Here is a 17,095-nt window from a genome sequence, read left to right as displayed (position 1 = left end):
CTGTGCGCCGCAACCAGGAGACTACCCATGACCGCATACGTCATTGCAGACATCAAGGTGAAGGACCCGAAGTGGGTGCCGGCTTACGCCGCCTCGGTGCACGACCTCGTCCACAAGCATGGCGGCAGATATCTGTCGCGCAGCGGCAATGTGAAGACGCTTGAAGGCAAGCCGCTCGACACCACGCTGATCGCGCTGATGGCCTTCCCGTCGGAAGCAGCGGCACGCGCCTTCGCCAACGATCCTGCCTATGCGCCTTTCGTTTCGGCGCGTCAGGATGGCAGCGACAGCCGCTTCCAGCTGATCGACAACACCGATCTGGCCGGAACGATCCCGTATCTGCCGAAGGGATGATCCTTCCCGGTATTTCTTGCACCCTATCCGGGATCACCAAGCAACAACAGCCACAGCGCTTGCCTGTCGGGCCTCCGTATTTCCGGCGGCCGGCCCGCTGTGCATTTTCAGGAAGAATGGAATGAGCATGACAATGAACTTTCGCAACAGGCTCTTCATGGCCGCGGCCGCGGCCATGCTGTGCGCCTGCACCGGCGTCGCGCAGGCGCATCAGGAGGCGGCTGAAGCCACGTCCGGTCCCAATCCGCTGGCCGACAAGGTGCGGGCAGCGAACAGCCGGTTTCTCGACGTCAGGGCGGCTACGGCCGAAGGCTATGCGCCCATTCCCTGCGCCAGCGGCATCACCGGCGGCGCCATGGGCATCCACTACGTCAACGGCCAATACCTGAAGGACGACAAGATCGACATCGCCCGTCCTGAAGCCGTGATGTACGAGCCGATGGCCGACGGCACGCTGAAGCTGGTGGCGGTCGAATACATCACCTCCAAGGGTCCGGCATCGCTGGAAGGACAGCTATTCAACTTCAACAGCGCCCCCAACCGCTATGGCCTGGGCGAGTTTTACGAACTGCATGTCTGGGCCTGGAAAGGCAACCCGACCGGCACCTTCGCCGACATGAACCCGAAAGTGTCGTGCGAACACGCGATGGCGCCAAGCCAGTAAGCCGGCAGGGGCGGGCGGCGCCAATGCCGCCCGGCCGTTGTCCGAAGTTCCGTCGACTTTTGTCGATCACCGCCGGCATCAGCCATGCGGCGAAGCAGATGATTTCTCGCTGCCGCTGATGATGTCAGACAGGCCTGATCATCGCGATACGGGTTCGGGCATTGGCAGCCCGATCCCGGTGATCTCCCTCTTCCTTTGCGGCAGAACGAAACGCCCGGTCAGGTACCAGAGCATGGACACGACCAGGATCGAGAGATAGCCATCCACCGCATAATGCCAGCCGGTGTAGACCGAGCCGAACAGGATGAGTGCCGCAAAGCACCAGCCGGCGACGGCCCAGCGGCGGCCGAAACCGCCGAGAAAGAAGGCGTTGAGCGTGGCGATGGCGACATGCATGCTTGGCATCGCGGTGATGCCGGTGCCTAACTGGGATCTGCCGCTCTCATGTGCGTCGAGCAGATAGTTGGCGGCGAATCTTACCGGCAAGGCATGCGGGTCAGCCATCAGCGCGGCCAGCACCCCGGCAAATCGGTCGTCGCCGTAGAACCGCTCGTAGAATATCGGCCCGGTGGACGACAGTGTGATTGCAAGAACGGTGCCGCATACCAGCATGGTGAGCGCGAATGCCCAGAGATAGCGGAGGCGCCGGGCGGGATCGTTCCAGAAGGCGACGAAGAGCACGACGCCGAACCATTGCATGAACCACCAGGACATGTAGGCCTCGAAAACCAGCATGGAGGCGGGCTCTGAAACGATGCTGTGCGTCCATACCCAAGGATCGATGCCGTGCAGCGAAAGATCGATTTCGGCCAGCTTGGGATCGGCATAGTAGGGCACGATCTCCGGTATGGTGATCCTGAACGCCGTGAAAGCGGTGATGCCGAGAAAGAACAAGAGGACGACCCGCGCTGCCCCCGGCCCACGTTCCTTGAGCATGTGCACCATGAACTCTATTGGCCTTGCCCCACCTAATATCAGGGCCGCCAGTCCGAGACCAACCACCAGGAGAACCGGCAGCACGCTGAGGAATGTCCCGAAATACTGTATGGACAGCCGCAGGTAACGCTCCGGCCGAAGGCAAACCGCCGTCAAAACATAGGCCAGACACAAGGCCGTCAGCAGCCAGCCGCTCCTGGTTGCCACGCTATCCAGGCCAAGAAGGACACCGGAGCGACCATCCTCGCCGCTCCGCCCGGTCTGCATGCTCATCGAAGGACGCCCCGTCAGCCGCTTAAAACCCGATTACTATTTCACATGCTATGTATTACCGGTTGGTTACACTCTGTTCAAAGTAAATCCTCAAGATATTAGATGTTTATAATACATTATTTGTTTTCAAGAATTTGTTGACCAAGATGCAGCACGTCCGCTTCACCTGTGAAGGCGGACCACCGCCGCGTCGGCGATGGCCCTCCGATCAGGCGGGCTTGATGAGGCCGAGCTGGGTGAGGGCGGCGACGCCGTCATCGAGGCCGATTTCCTCGACGATCCTGCCGTCGATCACCTTCAGCACGGTGGTGCCGGTGAAGCGCATGGCGCGGCCGGTGGCGGCGGGGAGCGAGCCGGCGAGGAAATCGCCGAAGGCTGGGCCGGTATGCGTGCCGCCGCCCTCCCACTGGCCGACGACATAATCGCCCTCGGCAATGAGATCGGCGGTCGCCCAGAAGTTGAGGTCCGGGAAGGCGGCGCGGAAATCGGTCATGAAGGCCTTGATGTCGTCACGGCCCCGGCGCGGCTCATGCAAGGAATATTTGAGCAGCATGTCGGGTGCCGCGATGTCGTCGACGACGGAGAGATCGCAGGTTTCACCCCAGAAGTCGGTGAACCAGCGGACGACGACCGCCTTGTTGTCTTCCTGTTTGGTCATTGCGAGGTCCTTTATGGTGTTTGGCAGGGATCGGCGGTTTTCGCCGACCCGGGGTAAGCGATAAGACCATCCCGGACCCGCAAAACTCCGGTTCTTGCCCGCCAATCGAAAGCCAATGGCGGCGGGCCGGCGGACGGCGAGGCGCCTATTTTTATCTCCCGCGAGGCCGAGTAACGGTTTCTTCTCTGGTTCTGCGGCAGATTGTCCGATGGTGGGGGCGGGCGAAGCAGGACATGGCGCGTCAGGACAAGAAAAATCGTAGCGGAGCATTCTGGGCCAAGGCGCTGGAGCGCGCCCATCTCGGCGTCTGGGACTGGGATCTGCGCACCAGCGACTGCTTCTATTCGGCCACCTGGGCGCGCATGCTCGGCTATGACGAGGATGAACTTGCCAATACCAGCGACCTCTGGCTGCAACTCACCCATCCCGACGACCGCGAGCGGGCGCTGGCCAGCGGCGACCGCCATATTGCCGGACTGACCGATACCATCGAGACCGAACTCCGGCTGAAGCACAAGCAGGGCCACTGGGTGTGGGTGCTCGACCGCGGCGGCATCGTCGAGCGCAGCGCGGACGGGCAGCCGCTGCGGCTGATGGGCGTGCAGACCGACATCTCGAAGCAGAAAGCGGCCGAAGCCGCGCTCGAACAGGTCAATGTGCGCTTCCGCCTGGCGCTCGCCGCCAGCGGCACCGGCATCTGGCATTTCGACATCGCCACCAACAAGAGCTACTGGGACGCCCGCACCAGGGACATATTCGGCCTTGTCGCCGATATCGACGAGGTGCCGGGCGACCTCTGGCACAGCTATCTGCACCCCGACGACAAGGAAGCCACCGAGCGCGCCCACCGGGCTCCGCTCGAAACGGACGGCGTCATCGCCAATCAATATCGCATCATCAGGCGCGACGGTGAGATCCGCCATATCGAATCGCTGGTGCGGTTCATTGCCGCCGCGGGTGCCGCCGGCCAGATCCTCGGCACGGTGCGCGACATCACCGAGGACAAGCTGCGCGAACAGGAGCTTGCCTTCGCCGCCCGTCACGACGCGCTGACCGGCCTGTGGAACCGCGCCGCCTTCGACAGGCTGCTCGCCGACCACATCGCCACGGGCGTGCCGCTGGCGGTGTTCTATGTCGATCTCGACTACTTCAAGGCGCTCAACGACTTCGCCGGCCACGCGGCTGGTGATCTGGCGCTGAAGAGCGTCTCGGCGGGCATTGGCCGCTGCTTGCCGCCCTCGGCGCATGCGGCGCGGCTCGGCGGCGACGAGTTTGCCCTGCTGGTGCCCAATTGCGACGCGGCGCGAGCCGAGCCATTGGCCGTCGCCATCCTGGCGGCGGTGCGCGGCGCCGATCTCGGTCTTGCAGCGACCTCGCGGCGGCTCGCGGCAAGCATCGGCATCGCGATCGTCGACGATCACGCCACCACGGTGGCCGACGCGCTGGCCTGCGCCGACGACGCCTGCTACGCGGCCAAGGCCGCGGGGCGCGATCGCTTCGCGGTGTTTTCGGCCGAGGCGGCCTCGGGCGGCCTCAACGCGGCGCGGCTCGCCGCCGACACGGTCGACGCCATGGATGACGGCCGGCTGAAACTGTTCGGCCAGGAGATCCACCGGCTGGGCCGGCCCTGGCAGGAAAGCCGCCATGTCGAGGTGCTGGCGCGGCTGGCCGGGCGCGGCGGCAAGCTCATCCCGCCCAGTGAATTCATCCCGGCGGCCGAGCGCTTCGGCATTGCCGCCAGGCTCGATCGCTGGATCATCCGCACGGCGCTCTCGCTGCATGGCGCGGCCATGAAGTCCGGCGCGATCACGCTTGGCTTCAACCTGTCGGCACAAACGCTGAGCGATCCCGGTCTGTGGGACTTCGTCGACAGCATCATCGAGGAAACCGGGGCGCCGCATTCCGGCATCGGCTTCGAGATCACCGAGACCGCGGCCGTCACCAATTTCGACGCCGCCGAGGCGTTCGTGCGCAAGGCGCGCGAGCGGCGATGCCGGGTCAGCCTTGACGATTTCGGCGCCGGCATGAGCTCGTTCGAGTATCTCAGGCGCTTTCCGGTCGATGCCATCAAGATCGACGGCTCCTTCATCGAGCATATCGCCGAGAGCCGCTTCGACCGCGAGATCGTCTCAGCCATAGCGGGCATTGCCCGCGGCGTCGGCTGCGGCGTCGTGGCCGAGAAGATCGAGCAACCGGAGACGCTCGACGTCCTGCAGGCCATGGGGGTCGATTTCGGCCAGGGGTTCCTGCTGCACCGGCCTGAACCGCTGGAGCAGATCGTTATCCGCGCGACCAGGCCGGCAAGCAGAGCGCCCACCCGCAAGGCGTCATGATCATAAGGGTTGCCGCACCGTCGTTTGCGGGAACTCCAGCGCGCCTGCCTCGGGGCACCTGTGCTGGGCTTCAGCCACCATCTCGATCAGCAGGTCGAGGGCCTCGCAGGCCGAGCGGCTCGTCCCGTCATTGCCGCGCAAATAGTGGTAGGCGCGTTCGATGTGAATACGGGCGGCCGAAAAATCGCTGGTCAATGGTTCCTCCATTGCCTCGCCCTAATATACCTTGGGCCAACTGGTGGAACGCGGGGTAAATATCCACAGACGGTTTTTATTCAAATGCGGGAAGGAGCTTTGGCGAAGGGCACGGCAGCTTGGCTGCCGCGCTGTCAGGAGCGAGGTTGCCTGGTCTTTGCGAGCGTTTCCTGCGCGACTAGACTGCGGCTCTTCCTGCCCCGAGGTGGTGCCATGATCGTCCAGGCCTGCATCAACGGCGCGCGTCCGCGTGATTTCCATCCAGCGCTGCCGCTGACGGCGCGAGCGATGGCCAGCGACGCCATGGCCTGCGTCGCCGCCGGTGCGGCCGAACTGCATATGCATCCGCGCGGCGCCGACGGGCGCGAAAGCCTGGCCGTCGACGCGACGGTTCTTGCGGTGCGCGGCGCCTGTCCCGGCACGCTGATAGGTGTGTCGACCGGCGCCTGGATCGAGAACGACGTCGCGCGCACCCGCGAGGCAATCGCCGGCTGGCGCGAACTGCCCGACTATGCCTCGGTCAATCTCTCCGAGGCCGACGCGCCGGCCGTGATGGAGCTGTTGCGCCAACGCGACGTCGGCATCGAGGCCGGGCTTGCCACGACGGCCGACGCGGAACGGTTTGTGGCGCTTGCGGGCCACAACCGGGTGCTGCGCATCCTGATCGAGATCGACATGCAGGACCTGTCCGCCGCGCTCGACGAGGCGCAGGGCATCGCGGCAGTACTCGAGCGCGCCGAAGTGCGGCGGCCGATCCTGCTGCATGGCGTCGATACCACGGTCTGGCCGTTCGTCGAGCTTGCGCGCCGGAAGCGTTGGTCGACGCGAGTCGGGCTGGAAGACGGCAAGACGCTGGCGGATGGCAGCACGGCGAAGGACAATGCGGAAATCGTGGCGGCCGCGGTAGCGGTATTTCGCGGCGACGCTCGATGAAGCCAGCAGGCGGCAGGCGCCGTCAGACACTTGCCAGGCCTTGGCCATGGGCCGATCGGGACACCGATTGAGGTTCTTCCGCTAGCTGGGTTCCCCCTCGGGCGCGGAAAGCCGCTGCAGCAGCGCGATGAGCGCAATCACCGGCGGCACGGCGAAGCACCAGATGTTGGCGAAGGCATAACCGAGAGCGGCGGCCGCGCAGCCGGCGGCGAATACGGCGACCGCCGCGGCCATGCGCTTGAGGCGCGCCACAATAGCCGGCCGGGCGTCCGGGACCACGCCGCCGATGAGGTCCCCGAGATCGATCATGATCTGGGTGGTGGTGCCGGTCATCAGCGTCGAGGGCGGCGCGGCGGCCAGATGGACCCGATGCACCGCGTTCTGGATCGCCATCGCGGCGACCAGCACCATGCCGGTGAGGATCGCGGCGGCGCTGTCGCCGCTGGCAAAGGGGCCAAACCGGATCGCGAGCGCGGCCCCGATGACAAGCAGCGCCAGCTTGGCTGCCAAGAGCACGCCGAGCGCCGGTCGTCCGCGCCTGCGCAAGCGCTCGCCGGCAAGCCGGGTCAGGATGACCACGACGCAGAACACCGGCAGCGCCAGCAGCTTCGCCAGCACGCCTGAAATGCCGAGTACCAACGAGGCACCCAGGGTGACGAAATTTCCCGTCACATGCGCAGTGAACAGGCCCTGCAGCGCCAGGAAGCCGGCCGTGTCGACATAACCGCCATTGAGGCTCAACAACAGCGGCAAAGTGGGTTTCATGGCGGCGGCCTCGCGTCCGGGGATCAGACAGCGTCTCATATCCCGGCGCAGCGTTCCACCTCGATGCGGCGCCTCGGTCTTCGCGGGCGCCGGGCGCATCCCGTCACGCGTCACGGGATAGAAGCCACTTGAGGAACAATTGAAATGAGGGCACGTTCAGGGAGGGGTGCGGGAGGAACGTGTCCAACTGTTTCGGAGCTCTCGCATGTCGCTGTCCGGCACGACAACCCGCTACGGAGGCCTCGCCCAGGCATTGCACTGGCTGACGGCATTACTGGTGCTCATTGCCTTCCTGGTTTCGGCGGGTGGCCCGCCGGAGCGCGTCTATTCGGCGGCCAGGGCGTCGACGCTGCGGCTTCACGAGTCGCTCGGCTTCGCCGTTTTCTGTCTGCTGGTCATTCGCCTGGTCTGGCGCCCGTTCGACCGTATTCCCGAAGCCCCGGCCATGCCCACCTGGATGGAGGTCGCCTCGAAGGCAACGCACTGGGCGCTCTACGCGCTGTTGTTCGCGGTCCCGGCGACCGCCATGCTCGGTGCATGGTTCGGCGGCCACCCGGTGACGGTCTACGGCCTGGGAGCGATCGGTCCGTTTTCCGGCACCTGGGGCGCTCCGCTGGCGGAGATCCATGGCACGCTTGGCGATATCATCATGTGGCTCGCCGGCCTGCACGCGGCCGCGGCCATCTTCCATCACGTCTTCCTGCGCGATCGCGTGCTGAGCCAGATGGTGCCGGGCCTGCCCGACCCGTCGTCCGGGCAGAGCGGCTGAACGCCCTCAATCGAGAATGATTTGGATCGCCTGGTCGACCACGGGGTGCATGCCGCTCGCCTGGAAGCCGGCCGTGTCGACATGGCGGTGATTGAAGCTCAACAGCAGCGGCAAAGTTAGTCTCGCATCCGGGAGATCTCATATCCCGGCGCGGCTTCCACCATCCCGGAGCGCCGCGTAGGCAAGTTTCTGAAACAGGGCCGATTGTTATTTCAGCAACATGTCGTGGAAATGAAGCAGCTTTTGGAAGTTGATCGAATCTGACATATGGATTCTGCTATTGCAGAAATTGAGGATGTTTCTGAAATATGGATTTTGCCAGCCTATAGATTGGGACGTGAGGCTGTCTGAAGGCAGCAGTTCGATTTCCTACCCAGATCACAGCCGCAAGATTGTCGCGATCGCCTGGTCGACCACGGGGTGCATGCCGCTCGCCTGGAAGGAGAGGCGGTTGCCGGAGCCGACATTGCTGGTCATGGCGATGGTGAGGCCTGACGCGGGATCGTGCAGCATGACGGCGACGTAGCCCGGAATGCTGCCCTGGTGGCCGTAGAAGGCGCGATCGGCATAGGCGCTCTGAAACATGCCCGCACCCGTCTCGCGCATGCGGGTGCCGGGGAAGCTTGCGGGAACGCGGTGTTCGAACATCTCCGCGAAGAAAGGCGGCGACAACAGCCTGCCGGAGAACAGGCCGCGCATGAAACCCACCATGTCGGATGGCGTCGACACCATGTCGCCGCAGCCATAGGCGGCGGAGAACGGGAACGAGTCCGAAGAATCCTGCAAGTCATCCGAATAGGGCAGCACGCCGTCCATGCGCCACATCTCGCCGCCCGAGGCGATGTCGGTGGGCGCGTCCGGCGCCGGCGGCGGGCGGTGGTAGTAGCCGCGCACCATCGACTTTTCCGGAAAGGCTTCGGTCGCCGGCGACCAGGTGTTGTCCAGGCCGAGCGGCTGCAGGACCGCGCTCCTGACACAGGCGCCGAGCGACTGTCCGGAAACGGCCTCGATCACCATGCCGGCCAGCACATAACCGGTATTGTTGTAGACGGCCGGGCCGCCCGGCGCCTTCTGCTTGTCGGAGGCGAAGGCGATGTCGACCAATTGCCGGGGTGTCCATTGCCGGCTCGGATCCATCGGAATGTAATATTCGAATTCCGGCAGGCCGCTGCGATGGTTGATCAACTGGCGCACCGAAATATCTTTCGCGCCCGGCAGGTCCGGGAACCAGGCGGCGATCGGCGCGCCGAGATCGAGCTTGCCGGTCTCGGCGAGCTTGACGAGTGCCGCGGCGACGAAGGTCTTGGTGCAACTGCCGATCTTGAACAGCTGGTTCGGCGCGACGGCGACATTGTGCTGCCGGTCGGCGAGGCCGGCGGTGAGGGCGGTCGGCGCCGCCCCGTCGAGGGCATAGGCCAGCGAGGCACCCACCGCGCCATCGGCGAGGTAACGGTTGAGGAGGGCGGTCAGGTTTTCACGCATGGTGGTCTCGCTTGTCATTTCGTTCTTCCCTTCTCCCACAAGGCGAGAAGGAAGAAGATGCATCCTACTCCGCCATGTCGACGGCGGCGAAATTCTGTCGGCCGAAGGGGTCGAGCACGTAGTTGAGCACGCTCTTGCGGATCGGGATCGCCACCACCGAATGGGCGATCGGCGCCACCGGCACCTCGTCCTTCAGGATCGCCTGCGCCTTCCCGTAGATCGCGGCGCGTTGCTTCGGGTCGGCGGCGACGCGGCCTTCATCCAGCAGTTTTTCGAAGTCCTTGTCGCACCAGCGCGAGCGGTTGGAGCCGCCCTTCACGCCGTCGCAGGACAGGAGATAGCTCAGCATGTTGTCGGGATCGCCATTGTCGCTGCTGCCGCCGAGCAGAAACGCGTCCTGTTCGCCCGCCGCGGTGCGTTTGAGATATTCGCCCCATTCGAAGCTGACGATCTCGGACTGGACGCCCACCTTCGCCCAGTCGGCCTGGATCATCTCGGCCATGCGCTTGGCGTTGGGGTTGTAGGGGCGCGACACCGGCATCGCCCAGAGGCTGATCTTGAGGCCGCTTTCGTGGCCGGCTTCCTTCAGCAGTTTTTTGGCACCGTCGGGATCATAGTCGATGCCGGCATCGGTGACGGCGCCGAGCTGCGCCGGCGGCACGACGCTGCCGGCCACGGTGCCGGCGCCGGCATAGACGGCCTCGACGATCGCCTTGCGATCGATGGCCTTGGCCAGTCCGGTGCGCACGCGCTTGTCGCCCAACGGCTGGTGTTCGACATTGAAGCCGAGGATGCCGATGTTCTGGCCCTTGAGGTCGAGCACGGTGATGTCGGGATCATTGCGCAGGTCGGCGACAGCGCTTGGCGGCGGCGGGGCGGCGACCTGGCATTCATTGGCCTTGATGCGCTCGACGCGGCTGGTCGGCTCGGGGGTGATGGCGAAGACCAGCGTGTCGATCTTCGGCGCGCCGCGCCAGTAATCCTTGTTGGCGGCATAGCGGACCTGGCTGTCGGGCACATAAGCCTGAAGCACGAACGGCCCGGTGCCGACCGGCATGCTGTCGATCAGCTCCGGCGTGCCGGCCGCGACCATCTTCTCAGTCTGCTCCAGCGACAGGATGGAGAGATAGTCGAGCGCGATGCCGGCCAGGAAGGTGACGTTGGGCGCGGTCAGCGTGAAGCGCACGGTGTAGTCGTCGACCTTGTCGATCTTGTCGATCAGGGTGCCCATGCCGAGCGCATTGAAATACTCGTAAGAGCCGCCGCCGAGCTTGTGATAGGGATTATTTGCATCGCGCTGGCGGTTGAAGGTGTAGAGCACGTCGTCCGCGTTGAAGTCACGTGTCGGCGTAAAGTGCTCGTTCGACTGGAACTTCACGCCGTGCCTGAGGTGGAAGGTGTAGGTCTTGCCATCGGGCGAGACATCCCAGCTCTCGGCCAGCGCCGGCCCGACCTCGGTCGTGCCCGGCTTGAACTCGACCAGCCGGTTGAAGATCGTCTTGGCGGCGGCGTCCATGGTCGAATCGGCGATGCCGATCGCCGGGTTGAAGGTCTCGGGATTGGCTTCGGAGCAATAGACCAGGGTTTTGGCGTAGGCCTGCCCGCCGAGAAGGACGGACGAAGCCAGAAGGGTCGAGGTAAGCACTGCGCGCAGAAGGGTGGATTTCATCGCAAACGCTCCTGATGACACTTTACGGGTTGAGGGAAGGGCATGAACTTCATGGCGTCGCCGCCGGGACAAGGAAGCGGTCGGGCGCCAGCGCTGTGGCAGTGACGCCAAGGGCCGTGACGTCCGCGGGCAAAGGCTCGCCGCGCATCAGCGCCGCGCTCAGCCTGGCCAGTGTCAGCGATACCTGGAAGCCGTAGCCGCCCTGGCCGCCGAGCCAGAAGAAGCCGGGCAGGCGCGGGTCGAAGCCGGCGACTGGCGTGCGGTCCGGCGCGAAGGTGCGCAGGCCGGCCCAGGGCGTCGACGGGCGGTCGATGCGCATCGACGTCGCCTGCTCGATGCGGTCGACGGCGATGGCGACGTCGATGTCTTCAGGATAGGCGTCGCAAGGCTCGCTATCGGTTTCGTCGGCGAGCGAGCCGATCAACCTGCCGGCATCGGGCTTGAAGTAGAATTGTTCGTGCAGGTCGACGACCAGCGGCCAGCCGGATATGTCCGTGCCGGCGGGCGGGTCGAACAGGAAGGCGGTGCGCCGTTTCGGCTGGAAACCGAGGCCGGAGAGCCCCGCCATGCCGGCGACGACATCGACCCAGGCACCGGCGGCGTTGACGACGATATCGGCCGTATAGACACCAGCATTCGTCTCCACCCGCAGGCCGCCGCCGTCGGGCGAAATGGCGCGGACCTCCTCGCCGATGCGGATGATGCCGCCGCCGGCCTTCAGCGCCGAGGCGCTTGACTCCAGCATCTTGCCCGTGTCGACATCCACCGCGTCCGGCTCGTAGACGCCGCCGCAGGTGGCCTCGGCGGCAATGACCGGGACCAGCGCGTGGAGTTCGGCCGCCCACAGGCGCCGCACGCTGGGCACCAGCGCCTGCAATTCGCCGGCCAGCCTGTCGATGGCGTCGCCGTCGCCGCTCCAGCCGACATGTAGCGCGCCGCGCCGATGGGCGACGAAACCGCCTTCCACGATGGCCAGCCGGCTGGCCAGCGTCAGCCCGCGCACCACCCGGTTGCCGTAGGTCTCGGTGAACAGGGCGGCCGAGCGGCCGCTGGCGTGGTAGCCGAGATGCGGCTCGCGCTCGAGGACAATAACATCGGCCCAGTCCGCCACCGCGGCAGCCACTGACAGGCCGGCGATGCCGCCGCCGATAACGACGATTTTTTTGGGAGAATTCGACTGCATCCATCAGTTGTAAAAATAATTTCGTATCCAGTCAATATTTAGCGTATAAGAAAATTTCTGGCGTTGTTGATGGTGGCGGGGAGTTGGACTACGTAGGGTGAACAGGCGGTCTCGTGGCCGCGCCATGGAGCTGACAATGTCGGAGCAACCGAACCTCGGTGATTGTCTGCGCGCCTTGAGAAAAACGCATGGCTGGACCTTGCAGGAAGTCAGCGCGCTGACCGGCGTCGCGGTGTCGACGCTGTCCAAGGTCGAGAACGACCAGATGTCGCTGAGCTATGACAAGCTCTTGCAGATCTGCGAGGGGCTCGGCATCCATGTGACGGAGCTGCTCAGCGGCGACCGCAAGCAGCCGGCGGCGCGCACCCGGCGCTCGGTGACGTCACAGTCCAACACGCTGCGCCAGCTGACCCGCAACTACGACTACCGGTATCTCGCCACCGACCTGGTGCGCAAACGCATGGTGCCGATCCATGCCTATGCGCGCGCCCGCACGCCGGAGGAGTTCGGCCCGCTGACCAGGCATGCCGGCGAGGAGTTCCTGATCGTGCTCAAGGGCGAGATCGAACTGCACACCGACCTGTACGCGCCGGTGCGGCTCAAGCAAGGCGAGAGCGTCTACATCGATTCCACCATGGGCCATGCCTATCTGTCGGTCAGTGAGGACGACGCCGAAGTGCTGTGCGTCTGCTCCGGCGAGGAGCCGGACATGGAAGGCACGCTGCTCAGCGTGCTGGAGACGGTGGAGGGGTAGGGGCTTCCTATTCCGGGGGCGGCGTTTTGGAATTCATACAGATGATGCGGCGGACAACGAATCGGCGCTATTATTCGTCGGCGAACCGAATGGGGGTGGCCATGCGAGAATTGCCAAGGAATGTCGATGCGGACGCAGTCATCGAGATCGGCCGCTACCTGGATGATCAGGCCAAGCTCGCACCGATCTCGCTCTCTCATGCAATCGAGGCCATTCGGAAGCTGGTCGAAACCGAGTTGAACGACTTCGATCTCGAACAACTGATCATCGAGAGTGCGGCAGCGCGTCATCTGGCCTTGCTGCTGGACACCGACAGCAGCCGGCGCTGACATCTCAGCGGCGCTGACATGTCATCGGCGCTGACATGTCAGCGGAGGTGATCCGGCTATCGATGCCGTATATGTGCCTGTCGATGCTGGCTATTCCTTTTTCGTCGCAAGAAGGTTCGCATCGCGCGCGACGCGCCATTGGCCGTCCTTCTCCTTGCGCAGCAGCGTCAGCGTATATCCCGAACGATGGACGCTGCCATCCGGCGAGATGACGCTCATTTCAATGCGGTTGCGGATAAAGGCCCAGTCCCCAAGCAATTGCAGTTCCACGATTTCGCTCGTTCCGTCTATCTTCGCGTCGGCCATGCCTTGCGAGGCCTTGGCGAAGGCCGCCTTGCCGAACGGCTCCCGGCCGGGAACCATGAAGATCACGTCATCGGTCATGAGCGAGAGAACGGTCGTCGTGTCACCGTTCTTGCTGGCCGTCATCCAGGTGTCGACCACCTGCCTGATGGCTTTCTCGTCTTCATTCATCGGATAGTCCTCCGCAAGCTGGGGCAACGATTGGCGCCTGGCCGGATGAGTTCGGGAATCAGCGAGCGCAAAGATAGGGCGGCCCCGGACATCAGCAATAAAGGCTGTTGCTGCCCCAGCTGGTTCAGGGCTGGCCGGTGGCGCCGGATTGCGTTGAGTTTTTCTGCAGGCTGAATTCAGTCTTTCCGGTTCGAACTGGCCGGTAAAACCGGCTATATCGACGCCGAAGCGGCAGTTCCGTTGCCGGCCAACCCGAGAGGAAAACCCAATGAGTTCAGAAAAAACAGCTGTCATCGTGGCCGGCGGCAGCGGCATGGGGGCGGCGGCGGCCAAGCGGCTGGCGGCGGATGGTTTCAAGGTCGCCATCCTGTCGTCCTCGGGCAAGGGCGAGGCGCTGGCCAAGGAGTTGGGCGGGCTCGGCGTCACCGGTTCCAACCTGTCGAACGACGACCTGCAGCGCCTCGCCGACCTGACATTGGAGCGCTATGGCCGCATCGACGTGCTGGTCAACAGCGGCGGCCACGGGCCGCGCGCGCCGATCCTGGACATCACCGACGAGCAATGGCACACCGGCATGGATGTTTATCTGCTCAACGTCATCAGGCCGGTGCGCATCATGGCGCCACAGATGGTCAAGCAGAAGGGCGGCGCCATCATCAACATCTCGACGGCCTGGGTCGCCGAGCCGAACGCGATGTTCCCGACCTCGGCCGTGTTCCGCGCCGGCCTTGCCGCCTACACCAAGATCTTCGCCAACACCTATGCGGCAGACAATGTGCGCATGAACAACGTGCTGCCCGGCTGGATCGACAGCCTGCCGATCACAGAGGAGCGCCGCGACAGCGTGCCGATGCAGCGCTACGGCACGTCGGAGGAGATTGCAGCGACCATCGCCTTCCTGGCCTCGGACGGAGCCGGCTACATCACCGGCCAGAATATTCGCGTGGATGGGGGTATTATTCGGGCGCTGTGAAGGGCTGGGGCGGCAAGCCTATGTCGGGACGCGGAATTTGCGCCAGCGGAACAGCAGAGACGTCAAGGAAAGAGACCCTCATTATCTAGCCTGAACGGTCTCGCGGCTGTTGCATGCTATTGGTTGAACGCTCATCCTTGGCCCGAGACGGAGAGAGCAATGTCTGACAACTACCTGCGACTGGTGCCCTATAATCCACACTGGTATCCGGCTCAACACGCGGCGACTGCGGCTGTGAATGCTGCGCACGGGCTGTTCCCGGCGGCGGGACATATTGCTGTCGAATACGAGCAAGGGGTGACTTTCTTCGACGCCGGAGCCAATACGGAAAGCGTCCATTGTCCGTTTTGTGGCAGCGATATCGAGGAATGGTGGGACGACGCGATGAACCAAGCGGCTGAGTTGCGCTTCGAGAACCTTTCGGTCACCACGCCATGCTGCCACAGGCCGACCTCGCTGAACGATCTGCGCTACGTCTGGCCGGCGGCATTTGGCGTTTGTGCGCTTACGGTCATCAGTCCGAGCGTGAACTCCGTCAGCAGTGAACAATTGCGGACGATTGAGCAAGCCATGGGTTCACCGCTGAAGGTGATCTGGCAGCACCTCTGACGCCCGGGATGGATTATGGAAGAGCAGGAACTCAAGGAAATTGCAGAGCGATGCTTACGTGCCACATCAGGGCCATGGAAGTCCTGGATTGAGGGTCGCGATCACACTTCAGGGTCGAATATCATCCGAACCGGAAGCGATGCCGACATAGAATTGCTGGGAGCCACCAACGCCGATCAAGGCTTCATTGCTGCGGCACGGCAGGATATCCCGGCATTGCTCGCGGAAGTGGCCCGGCTGCGTTCGGAATTGGCCATCAAGGCCAGAAGCTAGCTTTGCGTCATCCGTGCCACGCATTCACTGCGCCGGTTTCGCGACCAATTGATCCGCATCCGTCAGCGTCTGCAAGAAAGCCACGATGTCGTCGATCTCGGCATCCGTCAGCGCCGGCTGGTCGCCGGGCTTCTTGCCGTTGAAGGGCGGGTCCTGGTTGAGGTTTGGCCAATAAACCTTTGGCAGGTCGTCATATTTGTTGACAGTCCCGTCGGCGTTCCTTGGATACCAGCGGCCCGGATCGGTGTCGCGGCTGGCATAGAAGGCGACCGCGTCGCGCAGCGTGTGGAAACGGCCATTGTGGAAGAAGCTCTGGCGCAGCGCGACATTGCGCAGCGTCGGCGTCATGAACAGGCCGCAGTATTCGGTGCGGCCTTTGAAATCCATGCGCAGCGGGCCACAGAGGCCAAGATCGGCGTAGGCGGGATCGGCATTGGCCGGAATGGCAGGGTTGCGCGGCACGGCGATGGCGATCAGGCCGAAATCGGTGAATTGCGGCGGCTCGCCATTGTTGGCGGGTTCGCTGAGATGGCAACTGGCGCAATTGCCCTTGGCCTCGTTCTCGAACAACGCGCGGCCACGCAATTCCCGGGCGGAGAGTGTCCCCTTGCCGGCGAGGAAGGCGTCGTAGCGGCTGGAATAGGGATAAAAGTCGGGCGCGCTCTGCTCGAAGGTGCCGAGCGCCTCGACGGCGGCGCCGAAAGCAGCGTCGGGATGGTCGAAGACGTCGTCGCCAAAGGCCGCCTTGACTTCGTCGGCATAGGCGGCCTTGCGCAAGGCGGCGGCGACGGCGGCTTCATCCTTGTTGGCCATCTCGAAAGGCGAGAGCAGGGGGATTTTCGCCTGGTCCTTGCCGTGGTCGGCGCGGCCGTCCCAGGTCAGGCCGCCGGTCGGCCCGTTGTCGACGCTCTCGTCGCCCTCGTCCTCGGAATCGTGGAAATGCTCGGTGAAGGCGGGCGCCGCCTGCAGGTAGCGCAGCGAGGGGACCGCGCGGACGCCCGGCCGGTCGAGGTTCGGCCCGCCCCTCTCGACCGGCGTGGCCGAGGCCGGGCCAAAGGCATGGCGCGGGTCATGGCAGGACGAGCAGGCCTGCTTGCCCGAGGCCGACAGAGAGGGGTCGAAGAACATTTTCCGGCCAAGCGCGGTCAGCGCGTTGGCTCGCGCGAAGGCTTGCGCGCGTGATAGCGGCCCGGGATGAGCGCTGCCGGCGCCGGCGCGGACGATGGTTGCAGAGAAGATCGCGGCGATGGCCAATATTGAAGCGGCGACGGCGCGGTTCTTCCATTGTGCGACTGGCATCTCGGCTGGTCCGTTTCTGGTCCGTCAATCTGGGATCGGCATTGCTACGGCTTGATGACCGTGCGTCCCTATCGGTAGCGTTCCTTCCCCTCTGTCCTGCCGGACATCTCCCCCCCCCCCGCAAGCAGGGCTATCGCATATGGGGCCAAGGCTTTCGCCCTACGAGTACC

The 17,095-nt window shown here is 64.3% G+C and carries 19 protein-coding genes; 10 read left to right on the top strand and 9 right to left on the bottom strand.

Annotated features, from left to right (window positions below):
- Positions 1-27 precede the first annotated feature (27 nt).
- Together FJ938_RS13720 and FJ938_RS13715 are read left to right on the top strand one after the other, a co-directional pair.
- A complete protein-coding gene (locus FJ938_RS13720) occupies positions 28-354 on the top strand; it encodes a DUF1330 domain-containing protein (RefSeq protein ID WP_140612929.1) in 327 nt (108 codons plus the stop codon).
- A 121-nt stretch (positions 355-475) separates the two neighbouring features.
- Positions 476-1,018, top strand: coding sequence for a hypothetical protein (locus tag FJ938_RS13715; RefSeq protein ID WP_181165750.1), 543 nt, complete (start codon positions 476-478; stop codon positions 1,016-1,018).
- A gap of 138 nt (positions 1,019-1,156) precedes the next feature.
- Here the strand turns inward: FJ938_RS13715 and FJ938_RS13710 are convergent, their stop codons facing one another.
- Together FJ938_RS13710 and FJ938_RS13705 are read right to left on the bottom strand one after the other, a co-directional pair.
- Positions 1,157-2,227, bottom strand: a complete 1,071-nt coding sequence (locus FJ938_RS13710; protein ID WP_140694464.1) for a phosphatase PAP2 family protein — start codon at positions 2,225-2,227, stop codon at positions 1,157-1,159.
- Between the two features lie 208 nt (positions 2,228-2,435).
- Positions 2,436-2,885 carry an ester cyclase gene (locus FJ938_RS13705; protein WP_140612927.1) on the bottom strand — a complete coding sequence of 150 codons (450 nt, stop codon included), beginning with the start codon at positions 2,883-2,885 and terminating at the stop codon, positions 2,436-2,438.
- A 233-nt stretch (positions 2,886-3,118) separates the two neighbouring features.
- On the opposite strand from FJ938_RS13705, the gene FJ938_RS13700 reads away from it, so the two are divergent.
- On the top strand, positions 3,119-5,218 hold the full coding sequence (locus tag FJ938_RS13700) for an EAL domain-containing protein (protein WP_140694461.1): 2,100 nt from the start codon (positions 3,119-3,121) through the stop codon (positions 5,216-5,218).
- Here FJ938_RS13700 and FJ938_RS13695 read toward each other — a convergent pair whose 3' ends face one another.
- Positions 5,219-5,413 (bottom strand): hypothetical protein, encoded by a 195-nt coding sequence (locus tag FJ938_RS13695; RefSeq protein ID WP_181169083.1) that lies wholly within the window; start codon positions 5,411-5,413, stop codon positions 5,219-5,221. It lies immediately after the preceding gene.
- 213 nt (positions 5,414-5,626) lie between these two features.
- On the opposite strand from FJ938_RS13695, the gene FJ938_RS13690 reads away from it, so the two are divergent.
- On the top strand, positions 5,627-6,346 hold the full coding sequence (locus FJ938_RS13690) for a 3-keto-5-aminohexanoate cleavage protein (protein WP_140694455.1): 720 nt from the start codon (positions 5,627-5,629) through the stop codon (positions 6,344-6,346).
- Between the two features lie 81 nt (positions 6,347-6,427).
- Here the strand turns inward: FJ938_RS13690 and FJ938_RS13685 are convergent, their stop codons facing one another.
- Complete coding sequence (locus tag FJ938_RS13685) at positions 6,428-7,111, bottom strand: YoaK family protein (RefSeq protein ID WP_140694452.1); 684 nt, start codon at positions 7,109-7,111, stop codon at positions 6,428-6,430.
- Positions 7,112-7,316: 205 nt separating this feature from the next.
- Between FJ938_RS13685 and FJ938_RS13680 the strand changes: the two genes are divergently transcribed.
- Positions 7,317-7,880: a cytochrome b gene (locus FJ938_RS13680; RefSeq protein ID WP_140694450.1), complete on the top strand. Its 564-nt coding sequence runs from the start codon at positions 7,317-7,319 to the stop codon at positions 7,878-7,880.
- Between the two features lie 378 nt (positions 7,881-8,258).
- On the opposite strand, the gene FJ938_RS13675 is transcribed toward FJ938_RS13680, so the two are convergent.
- The 3 genes from FJ938_RS13675 to FJ938_RS13665 are packed head-to-tail and all read right to left on the bottom strand — an operon-like array spanning position 8,259 to position 12,214.
- Positions 8,259-9,380, bottom strand: a complete 1,122-nt coding sequence (locus FJ938_RS13675) for a serine hydrolase domain-containing protein (protein ID WP_246673308.1) — start codon at positions 9,378-9,380, stop codon at positions 8,259-8,261.
- A gap of 46 nt (positions 9,381-9,426) precedes the next feature.
- On the bottom strand, positions 9,427-11,031 hold the full coding sequence (locus tag FJ938_RS13670; RefSeq protein WP_140694448.1) for an ABC transporter substrate-binding protein: 1,605 nt from the start codon (positions 11,029-11,031) through the stop codon (positions 9,427-9,429).
- Between the two features lie 49 nt (positions 11,032-11,080).
- Positions 11,081-12,214 (bottom strand): FAD-binding oxidoreductase, encoded by a 1,134-nt coding sequence (locus tag FJ938_RS13665; protein WP_140694446.1) that lies wholly within the window; start codon positions 12,212-12,214, stop codon positions 11,081-11,083.
- Positions 12,215-12,350: 136 nt separating this feature from the next.
- On the opposite strand from FJ938_RS13665, the gene FJ938_RS13660 reads away from it, so the two are divergent.
- Both FJ938_RS13660 and FJ938_RS13655 read left to right on the top strand, forming a co-directional pair.
- Entirely contained in the window at positions 12,351-12,968 is a 618-nt protein-coding gene (locus tag FJ938_RS13660) for an XRE family transcriptional regulator (RefSeq protein WP_140694444.1), read from the top strand.
- A gap of 41 nt (positions 12,969-13,009) precedes the next feature.
- A complete protein-coding gene (locus FJ938_RS13655) occupies positions 13,010-13,297 on the top strand; it encodes a hypothetical protein (protein ID WP_140694441.1) in 288 nt (95 codons plus the stop codon).
- 90 nt (positions 13,298-13,387) lie between these two features.
- On the opposite strand, the gene FJ938_RS29935 is transcribed toward FJ938_RS13655, so the two are convergent.
- Positions 13,388-14,065 carry an SgcJ/EcaC family oxidoreductase gene (locus FJ938_RS29935; RefSeq protein WP_246673306.1) on the bottom strand — a complete coding sequence of 226 codons (678 nt, stop codon included), beginning with the start codon at positions 14,063-14,065 and terminating at the stop codon, positions 13,388-13,390.
- Here FJ938_RS29935 and FJ938_RS13645 point away from each other — a divergent pair.
- The 3 genes from FJ938_RS13645 (at position 14,040) to FJ938_RS13635 (ending at position 15,626) form a co-directional block, all read left to right on the top strand.
- Positions 14,040-14,744, top strand: coding sequence for an SDR family oxidoreductase (locus tag FJ938_RS13645; protein WP_140694439.1), 705 nt, complete (start codon positions 14,040-14,042; stop codon positions 14,742-14,744). The two genes, FJ938_RS29935 and FJ938_RS13645, sit on opposite strands and share 26 nt — an antisense overlap.
- 159 nt (positions 14,745-14,903) lie before the next feature.
- Complete coding sequence (locus FJ938_RS13640) at positions 14,904-15,353, top strand: hypothetical protein (RefSeq protein WP_140694437.1); 450 nt, start codon at positions 14,904-14,906, stop codon at positions 15,351-15,353.
- A gap of 15 nt (positions 15,354-15,368) precedes the next feature.
- Positions 15,369-15,626 (top strand): hypothetical protein, encoded by a 258-nt coding sequence (locus FJ938_RS13635; RefSeq protein WP_140694435.1) that lies wholly within the window; start codon positions 15,369-15,371, stop codon positions 15,624-15,626.
- Between the two features lie 24 nt (positions 15,627-15,650).
- Here the strand turns inward: FJ938_RS13635 and FJ938_RS13630 are convergent, their stop codons facing one another.
- Positions 15,651-16,925, bottom strand: coding sequence for a cytochrome-c peroxidase (locus tag FJ938_RS13630; protein WP_140694433.1), 1,275 nt, complete (start codon positions 16,923-16,925; stop codon positions 15,651-15,653).
- Positions 16,926-17,095 lie beyond the last annotated feature (170 nt).

The sequence above is a fragment of the Mesorhizobium sp. B2-4-14 genome (assembly GCF_006442155.1).
Lineage (GTDB): Bacteria > Pseudomonadota > Alphaproteobacteria > Rhizobiales > Rhizobiaceae > Mesorhizobium.
Note: the sequence above shows the minus strand (reverse complement) of the source record. Positions and strands in the feature narration are given on the sequence as shown.

Bases quoted from the DNA above. Each gene is read 5' to 3' on its own strand.
- FJ938_RS13670 (WP_140694448.1), bottom strand. From the start codon at position 11,031: ATGAAATCCACCCTTCTGCGCGCAGTGCTTACCTCGACCCTTCTGGCT.
- FJ938_RS13690 (WP_140694455.1), top strand. From the start codon at position 5,627: ATGATCGTCCAGGCCTGCATCAACGGCGCGCGTCCGCGTGATTTCCAT.
- FJ938_RS13640 (WP_140694437.1), top strand. From the start codon at position 14,904: ATGTCTGACAACTACCTGCGACTGGTGCCCTATAATCCACACTGGTAT.
- FJ938_RS13665 (WP_140694446.1), bottom strand. From the start codon at position 12,214: ATGCAGTCGAATTCTCCCAAAAAAATCGTCGTTATCGGCGGCGGCATC.
- FJ938_RS13655 (WP_140694441.1), top strand. From the start codon at position 13,010: ATGATGCGGCGGACAACGAATCGGCGCTATTATTCGTCGGCGAACCGA.
- FJ938_RS13705 (WP_140612927.1), bottom strand. From the start codon at position 2,885: ATGACCAAACAGGAAGACAACAAGGCGGTCGTCGTCCGCTGGTTCACC.
- FJ938_RS13645 (WP_140694439.1), top strand. From the start codon at position 14,040: ATGAGTTCAGAAAAAACAGCTGTCATCGTGGCCGGCGGCAGCGGCATG.
- FJ938_RS13685 (WP_140694452.1), bottom strand. From the start codon at position 7,111: ATGAAACCCACTTTGCCGCTGTTGTTGAGCCTCAATGGCGGTTATGTC.
- FJ938_RS13715 (WP_181165750.1), top strand. From the start codon at position 476: ATGAGCATGACAATGAACTTTCGCAACAGGCTCTTCATGGCCGCGGCC.
- FJ938_RS13660 (WP_140694444.1), top strand. From the start codon at position 12,351: ATGTCGGAGCAACCGAACCTCGGTGATTGTCTGCGCGCCTTGAGAAAA.
- FJ938_RS13720 (WP_140612929.1), top strand. From the start codon at position 28: ATGACCGCATACGTCATTGCAGACATCAAGGTGAAGGACCCGAAGTGG.
- FJ938_RS13675 (WP_246673308.1), bottom strand. From the start codon at position 9,380: ATGACAAGCGAGACCACCATGCGTGAAAACCTGACCGCCCTCCTCAAC.
- FJ938_RS13630 (WP_140694433.1), bottom strand. From the start codon at position 16,925: ATGCCAGTCGCACAATGGAAGAACCGCGCCGTCGCCGCTTCAATATTG.
- FJ938_RS13710 (WP_140694464.1), bottom strand. From the start codon at position 2,227: ATGAGCATGCAGACCGGGCGGAGCGGCGAGGATGGTCGCTCCGGTGTC.
- FJ938_RS29935 (WP_246673306.1), bottom strand. From the start codon at position 14,065: ATGACAGCTGTTTTTTCTGAACTCATTGGGTTTTCCTCTCGGGTTGGC.
- FJ938_RS13635 (WP_140694435.1), top strand. From the start codon at position 15,369: ATGGAAGAGCAGGAACTCAAGGAAATTGCAGAGCGATGCTTACGTGCC.
- FJ938_RS13680 (WP_140694450.1), top strand. From the start codon at position 7,317: ATGTCGCTGTCCGGCACGACAACCCGCTACGGAGGCCTCGCCCAGGCA.
- FJ938_RS13700 (WP_140694461.1), top strand. From the start codon at position 3,119: ATGGCGCGTCAGGACAAGAAAAATCGTAGCGGAGCATTCTGGGCCAAG.